The sequence below is a fragment of the Christensenella tenuis genome (genome assembly GCF_014287795.1).
GTDB lineage: Bacteria > Bacillota > Clostridia > Christensenellales > Christensenellaceae > Christensenella > Christensenella tenuis.
Window position 1 is genome coordinate 41618 of sequence record NZ_JACOON010000007.1, and the last position, 17025, is coordinate 58642.

The 17025-nt window shown below is 48.1% G+C and carries 18 protein-coding genes; all 18 read right to left on the reverse strand.

What is annotated here, in order from left to right:
- Positions 1-25 precede the first annotated feature (25 nt).
- Genes cobT through H8S18_RS12660 form a run of 18 tightly spaced genes read right to left on the reverse strand, consistent with a single transcriptional unit; the run spans position 26 to position 17025 of the window.
- On the reverse strand, positions 26-1135 hold the full coding sequence (gene cobT, locus H8S18_RS12575) for a nicotinate-nucleotide--dimethylbenzimidazole phosphoribosyltransferase (protein WP_186858624.1): 1110 nt from the start codon (positions 1133-1135) through the stop codon (positions 26-28).
- On the reverse strand, positions 1122-2486 hold the full coding sequence (locus tag H8S18_RS12580; RefSeq protein WP_186858625.1) for a cobyrinate a,c-diamide synthase: 1365 nt from the start codon (positions 2484-2486) through the stop codon (positions 1122-1124). Before H8S18_RS12580 ends, cobT begins: the two co-directional genes overlap by 14 nt.
- Positions 2480-3667 (reverse strand): precorrin-6y C5,15-methyltransferase (decarboxylating) subunit CbiE, encoded by a 1188-nt coding sequence (cbiE, locus tag H8S18_RS12585; RefSeq protein ID WP_186858626.1) that lies wholly within the window; start codon positions 3665-3667, stop codon positions 2480-2482. The genes H8S18_RS12580 and cbiE overlap by 7 nt, the downstream gene beginning before the upstream one ends.
- A 3-nt stretch (positions 3668-3670) precedes the next feature.
- A complete protein-coding gene (locus H8S18_RS12590; protein ID WP_186858627.1) occupies positions 3671-4024 on the reverse strand; it encodes a sirohydrochlorin chelatase in 354 nt (117 codons plus the stop codon).
- A 10-nt stretch (positions 4025-4034) separates the two neighbouring features.
- Positions 4035-5291, reverse strand: a complete 1257-nt coding sequence (hemL, locus tag H8S18_RS12595; protein WP_186858628.1) for a glutamate-1-semialdehyde 2,1-aminomutase — start codon at positions 5289-5291, stop codon at positions 4035-4037.
- Between the two features lie 3 nt (positions 5292-5294).
- Positions 5295-6272, reverse strand: a complete 978-nt coding sequence (gene hemB, locus H8S18_RS12600; protein ID WP_186858629.1) for a porphobilinogen synthase — start codon at positions 6270-6272, stop codon at positions 5295-5297.
- Between the two features lie 12 nt (positions 6273-6284).
- Complete coding sequence (gene cobA / locus H8S18_RS12605; RefSeq protein ID WP_186858630.1) at positions 6285-7748, reverse strand: uroporphyrinogen-III C-methyltransferase; 1464 nt, start codon at positions 7746-7748, stop codon at positions 6285-6287.
- Positions 7749-8621 carry a hydroxymethylbilane synthase gene (gene hemC / locus H8S18_RS12610; RefSeq protein ID WP_186858631.1) on the reverse strand — a complete coding sequence of 291 codons (873 nt, stop codon included), beginning with the start codon at positions 8619-8621 and terminating at the stop codon, positions 7749-7751.
- Positions 8599-9801, reverse strand: a complete 1203-nt coding sequence (gene cobK / locus H8S18_RS12615) for a precorrin-6A reductase (protein ID WP_186858632.1) — start codon at positions 9799-9801, stop codon at positions 8599-8601. Before cobK ends, hemC begins: the two co-directional genes overlap by 23 nt.
- Entirely contained in the window at positions 9798-10529 is a 732-nt protein-coding gene (cobJ, locus tag H8S18_RS12620; protein WP_186858633.1) for a precorrin-3B C(17)-methyltransferase, read from the reverse strand. Before cobJ ends, cobK begins: the two co-directional genes overlap by 4 nt.
- Positions 10526-11512 carry a glutamyl-tRNA reductase gene (locus H8S18_RS12625; RefSeq protein ID WP_330598783.1) on the reverse strand — a complete coding sequence of 329 codons (987 nt, stop codon included), beginning with the start codon at positions 11510-11512 and terminating at the stop codon, positions 10526-10528. The genes cobJ and H8S18_RS12625 overlap by 4 nt, the downstream gene beginning before the upstream one ends.
- A gap of 5 nt (positions 11513-11517) precedes the next feature.
- On the reverse strand, positions 11518-12507 hold the full coding sequence (locus H8S18_RS12630) for a cobalt-precorrin 5A hydrolase (RefSeq protein ID WP_186858635.1): 990 nt from the start codon (positions 12505-12507) through the stop codon (positions 11518-11520).
- Complete coding sequence (gene cobM, locus H8S18_RS12635; protein ID WP_186858636.1) at positions 12504-13259, reverse strand: precorrin-4 C(11)-methyltransferase; 756 nt, start codon at positions 13257-13259, stop codon at positions 12504-12506. Before cobM ends, H8S18_RS12630 begins: the two co-directional genes overlap by 4 nt.
- On the reverse strand, positions 13256-13942 hold the full coding sequence (cobI, locus tag H8S18_RS12640) for a precorrin-2 C(20)-methyltransferase (RefSeq protein ID WP_186858637.1): 687 nt from the start codon (positions 13940-13942) through the stop codon (positions 13256-13258). Before cobI ends, cobM begins: the two co-directional genes overlap by 4 nt.
- Before the next feature lie 12 nt (positions 13943-13954).
- Positions 13955-15085 (reverse strand): cobalt-precorrin-5B (C(1))-methyltransferase CbiD, encoded by a 1131-nt coding sequence (cbiD, locus tag H8S18_RS12645; protein ID WP_186858638.1) that lies wholly within the window; start codon positions 15083-15085, stop codon positions 13955-13957.
- Position 15086: 1 nt separating this feature from the next.
- The gene (locus H8S18_RS12650; RefSeq protein ID WP_186858639.1) at positions 15087-15923 is read right to left on the reverse strand and encodes an ATP-binding cassette domain-containing protein; all 837 of its coding nucleotides are present in this window, start codon (positions 15921-15923) and stop codon (positions 15087-15089) included.
- A complete protein-coding gene (gene cbiQ / locus H8S18_RS12655) occupies positions 15914-16699 on the reverse strand; it encodes a cobalt ECF transporter T component CbiQ (RefSeq protein WP_186858640.1) in 786 nt (261 codons plus the stop codon). The genes H8S18_RS12650 and cbiQ overlap by 10 nt, the downstream gene beginning before the upstream one ends.
- Positions 16696-17025, reverse strand: coding sequence for an energy-coupling factor ABC transporter substrate-binding protein (locus H8S18_RS12660; RefSeq protein ID WP_186858641.1), 330 nt, complete (start codon positions 17023-17025; stop codon positions 16696-16698). Before H8S18_RS12660 ends, cbiQ begins: the two co-directional genes overlap by 4 nt.

Genomic DNA, 17025 nt, shown 5'->3' on the forward strand with positions numbered 1-17025 from the left:
CATAAACTACCATATTTTATCCCCGTCACGCCCTTCCGGGCACGCCTCCTCTTTCCTGTCGCACTCTATCTCTTTCCGCTTTATAATCGATATATTCTTCGATTTCAAGTTCCGAAAACGTCCCCATTTCCCGATACACCGCTAACGCCATATCTATCATTCCCATTGCACAGACGGCTCCCGTTCCTTCCCCGAGGCACATGCCTGCATCAATCATGGCTTCCAGGCCAATTTCTTTTAAAAGCGCCTTCCCCAGCGGTTCTCTCGATATATGTGAAGCAATCATATATTCCCGGGTTTTATCGCATATTTTTATAGCAAGCAACGCCGCGACCGCTGAAATCATTCCATCAATTACAATTGGAATGTGGTATATAGCTCCACCGATATATAGTCCCGTCATCCCACCGATATCAAGCCCCCCCAATTTAGAGAGCAGACCCACAGGATCGTTTTGATCTGGCCTGTTTAGCTCAATCGCCTGCCGTATCGCTTCAGTCTTCTTTTGAAACCGCTTTTCATCAAGGCCTGCGCCAATTCCCGTCACTTCCCTTGCCTTTTTTCCCAACAGGACAGCACCGACTGCAGCGCTCGTCGTCGTATTTCCAATCCCCATTTCACCTGTCGCAATGATATCTGCCCCCTGCTTTTTGAGCAGTCCAACGACTTCAATGCCTGTCATCACCGCTCTTTCCGCCTGCTCCCGCGACATCGCCGGTCCTTTTGTGATATCGTGCGTCCCCCTCATGATCTTTCTATTTAAGATTCCCTGCTCTGTCAGGGGATAACGCACCCCGATATCAACCGGAACTATTTCAGCGCCTATTTTCTTTGCCATACAGCATACGCTGGTCATTCCTTTGACAAAATTATCTGTTACCGCTGCCGTTACCGTTTGGTCAGATTGAGATACGCCCTGCGCGACAACACCGTTATCCGCACACATCGGTACAACGTATTTACGCTCCAGCCGGATGTCTGCGCTCCCCTGTATCGCGGCTATTTTTTCCACCGCTTCTTCCAAAAGCCCTAGACTTCCGAGCGGTTTTGCAATGCTGTTCCAACGTTTGTGGGAAAGCTTTCGTGCATTTTCATCCGGCAAGGTAATTTTTTCCAAATAACTATTCAATCCCATTTTGCTTGGTCTCCATTGCTTGTTTGATTAAATTTTCAAGATATTCCGGATGCGCCCCAAAATGCAGATGCGGATATCCCGCAAAAAGATTGCCCTCGCATAGGATACAAGCCCATCGTTTTCCCTGCTTCTCCGCAATAAAACCGTTTCCATTGTTGGTGCTGTCAGAATAATGAAATTCATGCGCATTCAACGTTTCGCCTTTTTTGCATAAAAGATTATCCTTTTGGGCCGTGAGGGATAAGTAGCCGAAACGCTTCAGTCCGCTTGTCATATAACTATCCCCCGATATGGCGCCGCACATTTCAAATTCTTTTCCCATTCTATCTTTTAAACGTTCTGTCAGGTACATAAATCCACCGCATTCCGCATATACCGGTTTCCCGGTTTTCACAAAGCTCCTGACGCTCCTTTTCATCGCCTTATTTTCAGCTAACTCTTTTGCATATTCTTCCGGATAGCCGCCAAACAACATCAGTGCATCCGCCTCTTCCGGTACGTTCTTGTCCGATGTAGGAGAAAAATATAGGATCTTCGCGCCGTAACGCTTCAAAATATCTATATTTTCGTTGTAAATAAAACAAAACGCCCTATCTCTTGCAACAGCAATCTTCACTTCATATTTGCATTCTGGCTTTCGCGTTTTCACAGGCTCCAGATCTTCGGCATCTTTTCCGAGTTCCAGCAGGCCGTCAATATCCAGGCACTCCTCGGCGATCCTGCCCATAAGCCTGATTTTTTCTTCTGCGTTTGCCGTCTCCGCCGCCGTAATAAGTCCAAGATGCCTGCTTTCAAGTGAAATCCTATTGTCCGGCGGAAAAAAACCAAATACGTTGATCGGAAGCGTCTCCTCCAGCATTTCTTTATACTTGAAATAGCTAGCTTTCGTACAGTTATTTAAGATTACCCCACGAATATGATTGTCTTCATAACTGAGGTAGCCTTTCACCAGCGCCTCCGCCGATGTGCTCATTCCCCGGACGTTCACCACAAGTATCTGCGGTGTTTTTGTCAGAAGAGAAATATGATTGGAACTTCCCCGGCTGCTGCCAAAGGCAATTCCATCATACATGCCCATAACACCTTCGATCACCGTAAAATCGCTTCCCGCCGCCTGCCGTTCCAACAGGGAAAGGATATTTTCCTCTCCATTCATAAACACATCGAGGTTCCCGGAATGCGTTCCAATCATTTTTTCATGAAACATTGGGTCGATATAATCCGGTCCACACTTCAGGCTGGAAAGTTTCAGGTTCCTGTTATGTAAAGCGCTTAAAATTCCGCAAACGACCGTTGTTTTCCCGCAGCCGCTATGTGTTCCTACGATCTGCAATCTCGGAATCCTCAACATACGCCTTCTCCCTTTATAAGGAAAACGGGATTTTTAGCAGTCATCAACGTATAGTTTCCTTTCTTTGTCCCTTCCGAAACATTTACACACACGATATTCTTCAATATTCCAAGCCGTTCAAAGCATTCTTTCACCGCACCCACGCTTTCTATTGCAACAGCGGCCGCGACAAAAATAGCTTGTGGATTTTTTTCTAAGATAAGTCTTACGATGCTTTCCATGTTGCCTCCGCTCCCGCCAATAAAAACTTTGTCTGCCGCAGGCAGCTCTTCCAGCGCTTTAGGGGCCGTCCCCGAAATAATTTCAACGTTATATGTACCGAATTTTTCTATGTTCTTTCGAATAAGGCTGCATGCTTCCTCATGCCGTTCTATGGCAAAAACACGGCTTTCCCGCGCTTTCATCGCCATGGCTACCGAAACGGAACCCGTGCCCGCGCCTACATCGTAAACTGTATCTGTCGGTCGTATTTCAAGCTCCGCAAGGGCGATATCTCTGATTTCCTGTTTTGTCATAGGCGTTTTCCCCCGGGTGAACTCTTCATCCTTTAGCGTCCGGAAGAAATCGGCGGCGCCCGGATTTTCAACGAGCATAACCGCCAAATTTCCGAACTCCATCTTCAGCTCTTTTGCTTTTCCTGTGATGATCCTTTCCGTTTTTTCTCCCAGGTTTTCGCCTATACTGACCAATACGTCCCCTAAACCGGAAACACACAGCTCATTCGTGATGTCCTGAATCTTTGTCTGCCCTCCGGTAAGTGCAAAAACCTTTTTATGATAGCACACTGCCGGCAGTACCCGGTTTTGCCTGCCATGGGCGCTTACCACTTTCACATCATCATATTCTTTGCCCAGTTTTGCGCAAAAATATTGCAGACTGCTGATCCCGTTAATAAACGTTATTTCCTCTTCCGGGAACGCTTCCCGTATCATTTTTGAAATACTGAAAAAGCCTACGTCTCCCGAGGCAAGCACGGCAATTCTGCTTCCCGGACCACAGGACCGGATGCGTTCTTCAAGCGCGCAAACAGGCACGCTTTCGCCGTTCCCAATGAAATGTGAAAAGCATTCCAAAAGCCTTTGCGCTCCGAAAACATAATCCGCTCTTTGAATCTCATGCTTTGCGGCGGGCAAAAGTAAATTTTCCGCCCCCATTCCGCAGCCTGCAACAACAATCTTCATAGCTTACTCCATAATCCTATCTGCAAGAATCTCTGCAAGTCTTGGATCCGTACCAAGCGTTTTACCCATCTCATAGGTAACTTCTGGCTTATCTTTCAGGAAGGCTTCTACTTCTTCAGGAATATCTTTATGGATATGCATTCCCGAAAAAAGGAAATAGGGAACAATTTTGACGTGTGTTACGCCTTTTTGCAGCAGGTTCTCCAGACCCTTTTCAATATTTTTTTCCGAAAATTCCATGTAGGCCGATTCAATGACTGTATCCACCTTTTTCGCAGCCATCCCGACAATCTTTTCAAAAGTTTCTTCCGTATCCTTTTTTCTGCTTCCGTGTGCAAGAATCAATACTCCGTTCATATTTTCCTCCTTAAAATTCCTGAATCGCCAATATTGTTTTTTCAATATCTTCGTCTGTATGCGCAGCGGAAAGGAACATCGCCTCAAATTGCGCGGGCGCCACATAAATTCCGTTCTTCAGCATATGGTTAAAATAAGCCGCATATTTTTCAGTATCGCTCGTTTTTGCCGTCTGCAGGTCTTTTACCCGGCTATCTGTAAAAAACGCGCTCAGGAGCGAACCGATCTGGTTTGTGGCAATTCCTTTCTTTTCAGAAAAAGCGCCCGCAATTTTTTGTGCCTTTTTGTTCAGCTCTGCGTAGATACCGGTGTTGTTCTTAAGGATCTGCACCGTTTTCAGCCCTGCCGCCATCGCAACCGGATTGCCGGAAAGAGTTCCCGCCTGATAGACGGCCCCTACGGGTGCAACGCATTTCATAATTTCTTTTTTCCCGCCGTAGGCGCCCACCGGCATTCCTCCGCCAATGATCTTCCCATAGGTAACGAGATCAGGCATGATACCAAAATATTCTGCCGCCCCTCCCGGCGCGAGCCTGAAACCTGTGATCACTTCGTCAAAGATCAGCACCGCATCATTTTCCTGCGTGATATCCCGCAGGCCCTGCAAAAAGCCATCCTCCGGCAATACAACTCCCATATTTGCCGCCACCGGCTCTACAATGACCGCCGCAATTTCTCCCCGATTGCATTCAAAAATATCTTTTACGCTTTGTAAATCGTTATAGTCGGCAAGAAGCGTATCTTTCGCCGTTCCTTTCGTTACTCCCGCACTGTCTGGCCGGCCCGCCGTGAGCACTCCGCTGCCTGCCGTAACAAGCATGGCGTCTGAATGCCCATGATAGCATCCACGGAATTTTACGATTTTTTCGCGGCCTGTAAATCCCCGGGCGACCCGCAAGGCACTCATCACTGCTTCCGTTCCGCTCGAACACATCCGAATCATTTCCACGCAGGGAACGGTATCGCAAACAAGCTCTGCCATCTCAACTTCTATTTCCGTAGCCGCGCCAAACGAAAGTCCGTCCCGGGCGGCTTTTACAGCCGCTTCTTCCACTTCCGCATTGCGGTGTCCTAAAATCATAGGCCCCCACGAACCTATATAATCGATATATTCATTGCCATCTTCATCCGTCATCCTGCTGCCGTTTGCCTTTTTTATAAATCTCGGGGATCCTCCTACGGCTCCAAATGCCCTTACCGGGCTGTTTACCCCGCCGGGAATCACCTTTTGGGCTCTTTCGAACAATTCTTTTGATTTTGGGTTCATTGCTTATATATCTCCTTTCCTGATGGCTTCACAGATTTCTTTCGCGTAATAGGAAATAAGAATATCTGCTCCCGCTCGGAAAATTGAAAGCGCGCTTTCGCACACAATACCGTATTCATCTACCAAACCCGCTTCTGCCGCTGCTTTTATCATGGCATATTCCCCGCTGACACTGTAAGCCGCTGTTGGCAAAACCGTATTCTCGTGTACCTTGGCAATCACATCCAGGTACGAAAGGGCGGGCTTCACCATGATAATATCCGCTCCCTCTGCCTCATCAAGACGGGCTTCCTTAACCGCTTCCCGTACGTTGTGGTAATCCATTTGGTAGGATTTCCGGTCTCCAAAGCTCGGGGCAGATCCTGCCGCGTCGCGAAACGGCCCGTAAAACGCCGAAGCGTATTTCACTGCATAAGACATAATCGCTGTGTTTTCAAAACCATTTTCATCAAGCGCCTCCCTGATAGCGCCGACCCGCCCGTCCATCATGTCAGAGGGCGCGACCATATCCGCGCCCGCCTGTGCATGGGAAAGCGCTGTTTTGGAAATATATTTTAACGTTTTATCATTATCCACATATTGTCCGTTTAAAATTCCGCAATGTCCGTGAGAGGTGTATTCACACATACAAACATCGGTAATAATATATACGCTGTCTTCGTACGCTTCCCGAATCGCCCGGATTCCCTGCTGAACCACGCCATCCGGTGCATAAGCTCCACTTCCGACCTCATCTTTTTCTTGCGGGATTCCAAACAGGATCACCTTATTTACACCGCATTCGAGGCTCTCGTCTATTGCTTCCTTTACTCTGTCCGGTGTAAAATGGAAATGCCCTTCAAGAGAGCCAATCGGTTCTTTTTCGTTTGTTCCTTCTTTCAGGAACAAAGGCAGAATCAGTCCTTTGGCGTTCGGATGGGTCTCCCGTACCATTTCCCTTATGTCCCTGTTTGCTCTCAGTCTTCTCGGTCTCTCTATCATTTTTCTCCTCCGTTATGCGCCAAAGTATTCCAGAGCAGCTTCTATCATGCTGTCTATCGACGCCTGCTTTGAAACAATAACATCAAATCCAAGCGCTTCCGCCTGGCGTGCCGTCTGTTTTCCGATACAAAGGGCAGACACACCGTTAAAGTCCTGATCCGTAGTTCCGCGTACGAAACTTTTCACGCAGCTTGCGCTGGTGAATGTAACAAGATCATATCCTTTTGCGGTTGGCAGGGCGTTTTCCCTGTAAAGGATATCGTACACAGCCGTTTCATCGAACGGTATCTCATTTTGTTCCAGGATCTTTGGTAAGTCGTCCGATCCTTGCCGCGCGCGCAGTAAAATGAGCCTATCATTTTTTGTAACCGTCCGTGTCGCTACCAGTTCCTTTGCAAGAATTTCTCCGCTGTATTCCGTTGGTATAAAATCGGCCCTTATCCCATATTTTTCCATCTCTTTTGCCGTTGCATTTCCAATGGCCGCAATTGTTTTCCCGTAAAGCATCCGCGCGTCCCCGGTTTTCAAAAGCCTGCAAAAAAATGCATTCACACCCGCCGGGCTGGTAAATATAAGCGCCGTATACCGGTTAAGATCAGGCATCGGGAAATCGCAGGGAACCGTTTCCACAGCCGGCATACTGGTAATGTCCGCTCCCAGTGCCTTCAGTTTTTCATACAGTACGCCAGCACGGTCTTTCGGCCGTGTAACGACGATTTTCCTGCCAAAAAGCGGCAATTTTGAAAACCAATCCATTTGACCGGATAGCAGGCAGACTTTTCCAACGAGGATAACTGCGGGCGAAACGACTTCATTCTGCTGAATAACGCTCCCAATCCTTCCGACGTCAGCAATAAATTTCCGCTGGTTCGCTTTCGTTCCGTTCTCTATGACGGCGGCAGGCATATCCGGCTCCATCCCGGCAGCCAATAATCCCTCCATAATCTCCCCTGCGTTTGAAACGCTCATCATGAAAACAAGCGTTCCGCCTATTCCAACGAGGCTTTGATAGTCAAGATCTAATTTTTCATTTTTCTTTTTATGGCCGGTTATGATATGGAGCGAGGAACAGAAATCCCTGTGGGTAACGGGAATGCCTGCATATGCCGCCGCGGCAATCGCAGACGTTATCCCCGGTACAACTTCATAGGCGATTCCGTATCGGTTCAGCGTCTCTATTTCTTCTCCGCCTCTTCCAAAAACAAAGCTGTCCCCGCCTTTAAGACGCACAACATCGCCCTTTTTTGCCAGCTTCGCTAAAAGTTCACTGATTTCCTGCTGCGGGACGGGATGGTTTCCTGCATTTTTTCCCACATCAATAAGTATGGCCTCCTCCGGGAGCATATCGATAATTTCTTTTCCCACCAGCCTGTCATATACTATCGTTTCTGCTTTTTCCAGAATTTTTTGCGCCTTCACCGTAAGAAGGCCTGCATCCCCCGGGCCTGCCCCGATCAAATATACTTTTCCAGCCATTTAACTTTCCTCTTTCATTTGCATTGCCAGATTAATTCCAATGGCCCTGCTCTCCTGTACGGGGCCGGTCATGGTCTTGACCAGCTTATTCCCGCTTGGCGTTATATAGTATCCGGTCAGCCGGATTTCGCTTTCCAGCACTTCGCAATAAGCCGCCGTTGGAACGCTGCACCCACCGTCCAGTGCACGTACAAACGCTCTTTCCGCCTGGGCCATAATCATGCTGTCTTTGTCGTTCAGCGCTTGCATGACTTCCCGCGCATAACCCGCTCTTGCCTGAACGGCAATGATACCCTGGCATGCTGCCGGGATCATTTCATCCGGTCCAAAAATTCTTGCAATCCTTCCGGCAATCCCAAGCCGCGACAAACCTGCTTTGGCCAATATCAGCGCCGAATATTCTCCCCGGTCCAGCTTTTCAAGGCGAGTGAGCACATTTCCCCGTACCGGCTTTACTTTCCATCCTTCATAGAGATTCTCAAGCTGCGAAGTGCGCCTTAGGCTCGAACAGCCAATCGGCCTGTCTCTTTCCATCCGTTCCTTTCCTTCTGGCAAAACAAGCGCATCCCGTGGGTCTTCCCGCTCCAGCACAGCGCATATCGGTATTTCTTCCGGCACTACCATAGGAACGTCTTTTAAACTATGCACCGTAATATCCACCCGTTCCTCGGTCAGCGCTCTATCCAATTCTTTGACAAATAGGCCTTTCCCGCCGATCTGGTCGAGCGTTTTGTCCAGTATACGGTCCCCTGCCGTTTTCATGGTTACAAGCTCCGTCCGGATGTCGGGAAATAATTTTTTGATTTTATCTATCACAATCTGCGACTGGATCACCGCCAGCTTGCTTGCCCTACTGCCCACTCTTATAATCATACAAACACTCCCTTACCTTTTGCGCGGCTTCTTTCACTTCCCCGTGATTCTTGCCACTCCCCACGATTCCCGCCGTTAGGTTCTCCGTTTCCGCAATCGCCGGGAAATAAAAGCTGCATTCTTCAGCGCAATCGGCAATGCTGGCAAATATACCCTGCCGTTTCGCGGCTTCTCCGATCTTTTGGTTCAACTCCCGGTCAGAAGTCGCTGCCACTACCAAAAAAGCACCTTCAATATCCTCCGCTTCAAATTCCTTTTGCTTGGCAAGTATCCTGCCCCGCTTTGCAAGCTCCGTCATTTCTTTTGAAAACGACCTTGAAACCACGACAATCTCAAAAGCAAAGCGGCAAAGCGTTTTTACGCGCCTGCTTGCAACCTCACCGCCGCCCACCACGACAGCCTTCTTCCCGCGTATATCGGCAAACAGCGGAAAATATCCCTTTGCTTCCTTACATTCTGTCAAAATAGTTTCCACCTCTTTTTTTGAAATACCATTTTTTTCTGCCGGTCTTTCTATTACGAGGAGCCGGACGCCCGTTTTTTTGGCCGCTTCCGCTTTTTCACCAAAACCGCCCGCACTGCCTGACTCTTTGGTAACAAGGTAACTGCAGCGGTACCGTTTTAAATCCGCCTCATTTTCTTCCACGGAGAACGGTCCTTTTTTTGCGATCACGTTTTCAAAGCCGAGCCTTCGGCATTTTTCTATACTCTCCCCAGCGGGCAAAATTCTTGGTATAACGCGTTTTTGGTACTCCGCAAGTACACAAAGCTGTTCTACCTCTTTTGCGCCGATTGCACAAAGAATGTTCCCTTCCGTACCGCTCAAATACTCCGCCGCCTGCCTGATGTCCCTGAAATAAACCGCATCCTCTGCCGTTTCCGCATCCCGCAGGAGTCTTATATATCTTACGTTCGTACGCGCGCAGGCTTTCCGGACGTTTCTCGTAACCGCCGAGGCATACGGATGCGTCGCATCTACCACCAGCCGGAAGTCTTCCGTTTGCAGCAGAGAGATAATTTCCTCTTCATCTTTCCTGCCGGATATAATGTGCTCATTCCCCTCCATAAGCTCTTTGCCATATTGGGTTGCAACGCAGGCAGAGGCGTCTATTCCGTTTTTTTCACAAAATTCCAGCAGCTCTCTGCCTTCCGTCGTTCCCGCAAAAATCAGGACTTTCATTTATTCTGATAACCCCTCGGCGTTACAAGCCGCCCGTTCAGCACCACCGTTTCGCTATTCCCCACGATCACCGTTGTAAACATATCGAGTTTCTGGTCTCTCAATTCTTCTAAAGTACAAAGAACATGGCACTCGCCTTCCCTGCCAATATTTTTCACATATCCGCATTTGGTATCGGCGCTTTTGCTTTTGAGCATGATCTGGCACGCCCGGGCAAGGTGGCCGGTTCTCTTTTTGCTGTATGGGTTATACAGGCAGATCACGAAGTCTGCCTTGGCGGCAAAATCGAGTCTCTTTTCTATTTTTTCCCATGGCGTAAGCAAGTCGGAAAGGCTAATCACCGCAAAATCGTGTATCAATGGCGCTCCCATAACGCCTGCCGCAGAGCAAGCCGCCGTTACCCCGCATACAACTTCTATTTCAACCTCTGGGTGCCCTGCGGCCACTTCCATCATAATGCCCGCCATGCCGTAGACGCCTGCATCTCCGCTGCACACAAAAGCGACGGTCTTTCCCTGCAAAGCAAATTCCAGCGCTTCCCTGCACCGCTCCAGTTCCCTCTTCATTGGAGTAGAGAAAACCTCTTTTCCCGCCGCAAGGTCGCCAATCAGCTTCACATAAAAATCATAGCCAACGATAACGTCGCTTTCCCGGATTGCGTTTACTGCTTCATAGGTCATGGCCTCTCTTTTCCCCGGGCCAAGACCCACCATATAAATCTTTTTCAAATTACCATTTTCTCCTTATAGGAAATCCATTTTTCAAAATCATCTTTATATTTTTTTACAATCAAGTCAATTTCTTCCTGTTTGCCCGCATGGCTTTCCAAAATAATATCCTTGCCTATCATATCAATATCAAAAAGCGAAATCCCTTGTATTTCCCCGATTCTCTTTTCAATATCCCTCGGCACGGCAAGGTCTACCAGTATTTTCGGTTTGTGTAAAAGCTGCGCAAACGGCTCTTTCTCTATCGTAAAATGTGGGCTCAGCGTTCCGCTCACAACGCAATCAAACCGTTCCATGACGCCGTACCGCTTCGCATAATCGACCGTCTTTACTCCTTCCGGCAGAATCGCTTTTCCTTTTTTATAAGAGCGAAGCGTCATCGTTACGTCATACCCGCTTTTCATAAGGGATAACGCCATCAGCTTTCCAATCTCTCCATTGCCGATCACGAGGATTTTTCCACTTCTGCGCAGGCTGCTGTCGATTAGTTTTGTTGCGTTGTCGCATACCCCATAATTTTCGCCTGAAAATTTTACTGTTGTTTTTATTTTTTTCGCGCCGGTAACTGCAAGCCTGAAAAGCACCTCGAGATAAGCGTCCGTCGCATTGCATCCGCGTGCAAAGGAAAGTGCGTCCTTAACCTGCGATATAATTTGGTCTTCTCCCCATATTTGCGATTTAATGCCGCATGACAGCTTGCATAAATAGGAAAAAATATCTTCGCTCTCTATCCTTGCATATTTCCGGTTCTCCTGTTCACAAGCTTCCGCGGCACTGCATAGGACTGAAAAAGCATTGCATCTATATCCGCGGGTACAGGAAAGGTAAATCTCCGTTCGGTTACAGGTTGAAAGGATAATGCACCCCGATATACTTTTATTTTTTAAAATCCTGGCATATGCCGCTTCCAACTTTTTCTTCGTAAAAGAAAACTTTTCCCTTATCTCAATACCGGCAGTCCTGTAGTCAATTCCTGCCATCACTATATTCAAAACCCAAACCTCCGTACTTCCGCAACGATTGCAGCCGTCATCCCTGCCCTCGCCGTTTTTCTTTTCAGATAGACTTTTTCCCCCTGTTCGCAGGCCCAAGCGCTTCTCTCGCATACGTTATCCGCGCCCACAATCCGTTTCACAAATTCCGAGGCTGCAAATTCGCCTTTTTGGCGCATGAGTTCATCTCCCGTAAACGTTTCAAGTTCAATAGAGAACTTCCGGCAGAAATCCAAAATGGCTTTTTCTTCTTGCTTCCGGTCAATGGTCGCCATTTTCTTTACGGCCTTCAGGCTAATATCGCAGTCAAAGAGCATATCGCAGATAAACCGTTCAAAGGCAGTGCTGTCCGTTCCCTTCCTGCATCCGGCTCCTATCGTAACAATTTTCGGTATCACATTGAGCGTTATAGGAAAAGGACGCTTGCTTTCTGTCAGGGAAAGGCATATTCCATGTGGGAACATTCCCTCTTGCACATTTTCCGGCAGAGAGCCTTCAAATTCAAAGTCGGAATAAAAGCCTACCGTTTCCCCCCTCAGCAGCGCGCCGGAAACATGTTTGATATTTTGAATATTTCCGATGACGCAGCCGTTTTCCCCGGCCCATGTGTCCACGGCAAAAGCACCATGGATATCCGTTCCGGTGGTAAGGATGCATGCTGCGCCAATCTTTTGTGCGATGGCTCTTCCCAGCCTGTTTGCCCCTCCAAGGTGCCCCGAAAGAATCGGAATCACATTTTTTCCCATGTCGTCTATCACAATAACGGCGGGATCCTCATCCTTTGCGCGAATAAATGGGGCGATTAGGCGCACGGCAATCCCGGCTGCGCCAATAAAAAGAAAGCTTTCGCAGTGCTCCCAGTTATTTTTAACAAACTCCGCAGCGCTTTCCTTCCCTTTATCATAAACGACCGCGTCGAGGCCCTCCCTTACGGCGGCGGCAACTTTTTCGCCGCTCTGCGTGAAAAACAGCACCGCGTGTTTCATTTGCTTGCCGTCCTGTATTCATGGGTAAACGACGGATCATACAATTTAGACCGTTCATATTTGCCGCCTAAAAAACCGCCCACATAAATCAATGCCATTTTATGGATCCCATGCTCCTCCGCCGTATTTGCAAGCTCTCCAACCGTTGTCCTCAGGATTTTTTCATCTTTCCACGTTGCTTTATACACAATCGCCGCCGGGCAGTCTTTCTCATATCCGCCTTCTATCAACCTTTTGGAAAGTTCATCCAGCATCGTGGAGGTCAGGAATATGACCATTGTGGCATGATGCGCTGCAAGAAGGCTTATATTTTCTTTGGGCGGCACCGGCGTCCTGCCCTCCATTCTGGTCAGGATCACCGTCTGACTGACGCCGGGCAGCGTAAGTTCTTCCTGAAGCGCCGCAGCGCCGCCGATAAAAGAGCTTACCCCCGGAACAACATCGTAAACAAGCCCAAGCGTATCCAGCACATCCATCTGTTCCCGGATCGCGCCGTAAATACACGGGTCGCCCGTGTGCAGGCGAACCGTCGTTTTTCCTTCCTGTTCCCCCCTGCGCATCACATCAATCACTTCTTCCAAAGTCATCTTAGCGCTGTTGAGAACCGTACAATCTGTTTTCGTATAGGAAAGAAGTTCCGGATTCACCAGCGATCCAGCATAAATTACAATGTCTGCTTCTTCAAGCAGCGTTTTCCCTCTCAGGGTAATAAGGTCTGCCGCGCCCGGCCCCGCGCCGATAAAATGTATCATTGCTCTTTCTCCTTTACGATCATCACGCAAAAATATCCTGTCGTTTCGTCTATCGTATCGAGGGAAGTATGAATTTTTTCGCCCTCCATACCGCACCTCTCGACTGCATATACCTCATTGTTTTCCATATTGGCAAACTTCTTGACCTTAAGAATGCTTTTTCCCGATTTCATAAGCACTTTATTTCCATCGAGCGCAAGCCCTTCTTCTGTGCCTCCATAAGATGCCGGAAGAATGTGGAGCGCTTGTCCGCCTTCACATAGGGAAAGGTCAAGCGCCGCGGCTGCGGCGCAAAAAGAGGTCACGCCGGGAATCATTTTTGTAGAATATCCCTTTTCTTTGAGCATATTGTGGACATACATCGTCGTCGAATAAACGGAAGGATCCCCCAGCGTTAAGAAGGCTACATTTTTTCCGCCGTCAAGTTCGGCCTGCAGCATTTTGCAGGAGTCCTCGTGGCACCGCGCCAGTTTCTCCTTATCCCGCGTCATCGCCATCGGGCAATAAAGAATATTCTTTTCCCCAACATATTCTGTCACAATCTCGAGTACGGCATTTTTTCCGTTCCCGCTGTCCGGCACTGCAATTACATCCGCGTTTTCTATGGTTTCAAGCGCTGCAACCGTTAAAAGCTTTGGATCGCCCGGCCCGGTTCCTACACTGTAAAACTTTCCCTTAGTCACTGTTCATACTCCTTAAAATGATATTTTCTCCGCAAGCTCAACCGCGCCGCCTGAAATAAAGACGGTATGTTCTTCGTTATCGAAAACAACAATTTCACATCTGGCCGCACCCTTTGTTCGAGCGCCTATTTTCTGTAATATACTTTCGCCGACGGACAGCAGCGTTTCTTTTTCCAGTCCTGCTTTTTTCAAAATTTCTATCATTTGCGCCGTGGTCAGGGCCTGCATAATTTCACGTACCGTTTCCTTGTTTGCGCCGGACAGTGCCGCATGCGCGGCAAACACTTCTGCCCTCGCGTCCGCAACGGAGGAATGCGTATTCATAACTCCCGCCGCGAGTTTTGAAATTTTCCCGATATGGGAAATAATCAAAATCTCCTTGAACCCGCAATACAAAGCATGATCGATTGCCTCACCGAAATAATTGGAAATTTTTACTCCCCTGGCAAGGTCGAGCCCCATTTTTTCACGGCAAAAGGCCTTTCCGTAGTTCCCCGCATTAAACAAAATCGCCTGCCTGTTTTCAGCGCCATATTTTTCAATTTCGGTTTTAATGGTTTCTATCACGGCGCGCTCGCTCATGGGTTCTACAATTCCCGTTGTCCCAAGAATAGAGATGCCTCCCACAATTCCCAGCCGGGGGTTAAATGTCTTTTGCGCGATACGCTCTCCGTTTTCAGCCTCCAGCTCTACGTCGAGCCCTCCTGCATATCCGCATTTTTCAGCAGTCTCCCGCACGCTTTGCGAGATCATTTTCAGGGGAACCGGATTGATTGCGCTTCCCCCTTTCGGGCATTTCAGGCCGTCTTGCGTAACGGTTCCAATTCCGGCCCCGCCAAAAACGCGAATAATGCCGTCTTTTCGTTTCGATACAAACGCCGTAATCTTGATTCCGTTGGTCACATCCGGGTCGTCTCCGCCGTCTTTAATCACGCTGCAAAACGCCCTTCCCTCCCGCAGCCCGCAGCCCGCGGGCGCAAGCTCCGCGGCTTTTCCGGAAGGCAGCTTCGCCCTTAGCGTTCGTGGTTCCTCGCCCTTCAACAGCAGCAAGGCCGCCCCTGCCGCCGCAGCGGCGCTGCACGTCCCCGTAGTATACCCGCACCTGAGTTTTTTTCCGTTTTTAATAACGAACATTTCTCTCATATCAAAAAAGCCCCTTGATGGACCGTCTGGCTTCGGAAATTGTCGCCGCTCGCACGTCTACGTCAAACCCATCTTCTTTTTGGAGGATTTCCATTAAATGTGATAATCTTGGAAGCCTCAGGTTATGTTCCCGCAATTTTTCAGGCTGGGAAAATACCTCTCCGCATTCTCCCGCCATCACAACCTTCCCATGGTCAAAAACATAAACATAATCACAGCACAGCGGGATCATATCGATATCGTGGGTCGATAACATCACTGTAAGTCCTTTTTCCTTCTTTAGCTGATTCAGGAGCTTGAGCATTTCGCTTACGCCCGACGGATCGAGTCCGGCCGTCGGCTCATCGAGTATAATCACCTCCGGCCTCATGGCAAGTACTCCCGCCAGTGCGGCCCGCTTCTTTTGTCCGAAACTTAACGCATGTGTCGGTTTGTCCAAAAATTCCTCGATCGCAAGCCATTTTACAACGTCCTCAACGATGGCCTTTGTTTCCTCCTCCGAACAGCCAAGGTTGAGGGGGCCATACGATATATCGCTTAATACGTCAGCCGAAAAAAGCTGGTCGTTCGGGTCCTGAAACACAATACCTACTTTTTTTCTAAGCTCGCGAAGCACTTTTTTGCTTTTGTAATTTATTTTTTCCCCTTTGAAATACACCTCTCCTTCTGTCGGTGTAAAAACACCGTTCAGGTTCAAAAAGAAGGTAGATTTCCCCGCGCCGTTTCCTCCCAGGAAAGCAGTCGTTTTTTCCTTAGGGACTGTAATACTGATTTGTTTTAGTGCATATGAATTTTCTTCATAGCAATAGGAAAGCCCTTCGGTTTTGATTATATCCATGGAATGAAATGCCTTTCCACAAATGCCGTAATGATGATTCCCACTCCAAGCAGTATACCTGCGGCAAGCCACGTTTTATGATTCTCATAAGTCTTGGGCAGCGCTTTCGCTTCACCGTCATAGCCGCGGGATTCAAGGGCGCAGTACACTCTGTCGCATCTTAAATATGTCCTTAAAAAGAGCGCTGCAACAAGCGTTCCCGCTGATTTTATCCCGCTTTTAAAATTCTGGTACCCGAGGCGCGAAGCCTGCGCCACCTTCATTTTATGCATTTCGTCTAAAAGTACAAAAATATATCTGTATATCATTTCTGCAAGTGAAATAAGAAGCTTTGGAAGCCTCATTTTGTGAAAAGCAAGAAGTATATCGTTAACAGGCGTATTGAGCGATATGAAATACATACAGGAAACCGCCCCCAAAGCCCGCAGAAAAAGATGGAGTCCATAAACCAGTGAATCCCTGTCCATTCCGTAAAACCGGTCCCCTATCTGCATCGAAAAATATAATCCGGCATTGCTGTCGTGCCCGGTTATAAAAATAGTAAGGGTTCCGATAATGAGGAAAGATAGCGGAATCAGCATGAGCCTTCCGTATGTTTTGAGCGATATATTCGCTTTGCTTACCGTCAAAATTGCCATAACCGCTATCACCACAACCGAGGCAATAACAGAATCCGCAAAAATACAAAGCAACAGCAAAAGGATGCCGGTGAACATCTTATTTTTAGGATCTTCATTTGCAATTTTAGATAGGTACGCAATATTGTCTATCTTCATCGTTTGCTCTCTTTTGGTTTCTTGTCTTTCTTTTGATCCGCTTCATCCGCTTTTGGCTTTGCGGTCATCCTGCCAAGGATAAAACAAATAATTCCGGAACCCGCTGCCGCTTGCACGCAAAACAGAAAAGATTCCACTTCTCCGCTCGGAAGCTCTATCCCGCTAAACCACGGCTCATAATTGGGGTCGATCTCGCCGATTGCCTCCTCGGCCTGTCCGTCCGCCCCAGCAAATTCAGCGCCTCCGCCTGAATAAAGAATCAGGGGAATAATGATAATCACAGCCGCTATCACAATAAGAATCAGATTTCTCTTAAATAATGTCAT

Coding starts and splice junctions, on each gene's coding strand:
- H8S18_RS12630 (WP_186858635.1), bottom strand. CDS start 12,507: ATGAAACACGCGGTGCTGTTTTTCACGCAGAGCGGCGAAAAAGTTGCC.
- H8S18_RS12660 (WP_186858641.1), bottom strand. CDS start 17,025: ATGACATTATTTAAGAGAAATCTGATTCTTATTGTGATAGCGGCTGTG.
- cobT (WP_186858624.1), bottom strand. CDS start 1,135: ATGGGATTGAATAGTTATTTGGAAAAAATTACCTTGCCGGATGAAAAT.
- cobA (WP_186858630.1), bottom strand. CDS start 7,748: ATGGCTGGAAAAGTATATTTGATCGGGGCAGGCCCGGGGGATGCAGGC.
- H8S18_RS12580 (WP_186858625.1), bottom strand. CDS start 2,486: ATGTTGAGGATTCCGAGATTGCAGATCGTAGGAACACATAGCGGCTGC.
- cobK (WP_186858632.1), bottom strand. CDS start 9,801: ATGAAAGTCCTGATTTTTGCGGGAACGACGGAAGGCAGAGAGCTGCTG.
- H8S18_RS12590 (WP_186858627.1), bottom strand. CDS start 4,024: ATGAACGGAGTATTGATTCTTGCACACGGAAGCAGAAAAAAGGATACG.
- hemB (WP_186858629.1), bottom strand. CDS start 6,272: ATGATAGAGAGACCGAGAAGACTGAGAGCAAACAGGGACATAAGGGAA.
- hemC (WP_186858631.1), bottom strand. CDS start 8,621: ATGATTATAAGAGTGGGCAGTAGGGCAAGCAAGCTGGCGGTGATCCAG.
- cbiD (WP_186858638.1), bottom strand. CDS start 15,085: ATGAGAGAAATGTTCGTTATTAAAAACGGAAAAAAACTCAGGTGCGGG.
- cbiQ (WP_186858640.1), bottom strand. CDS start 16,699: ATGAAGATAGACAATATTGCGTACCTATCTAAAATTGCAAATGAAGAT.
- cobM (WP_186858636.1), bottom strand. CDS start 13,259: ATGATACATTTTATCGGCGCGGGGCCGGGCGCGGCAGACCTTATTACC.
- cbiE (WP_186858626.1), bottom strand. CDS start 3,667: ATGAAGATTGTTGTTGCAGGCTGCGGAATGGGGGCGGAAAATTTACTT.
- hemL (WP_186858628.1), bottom strand. CDS start 5,291: ATGAACCCAAAATCAAAAGAATTGTTCGAAAGAGCCCAAAAGGTGATT.
- H8S18_RS12650 (WP_186858639.1), bottom strand. CDS start 15,923: ATGGATATAATCAAAACCGAAGGGCTTTCCTATTGCTATGAAGAAAAT.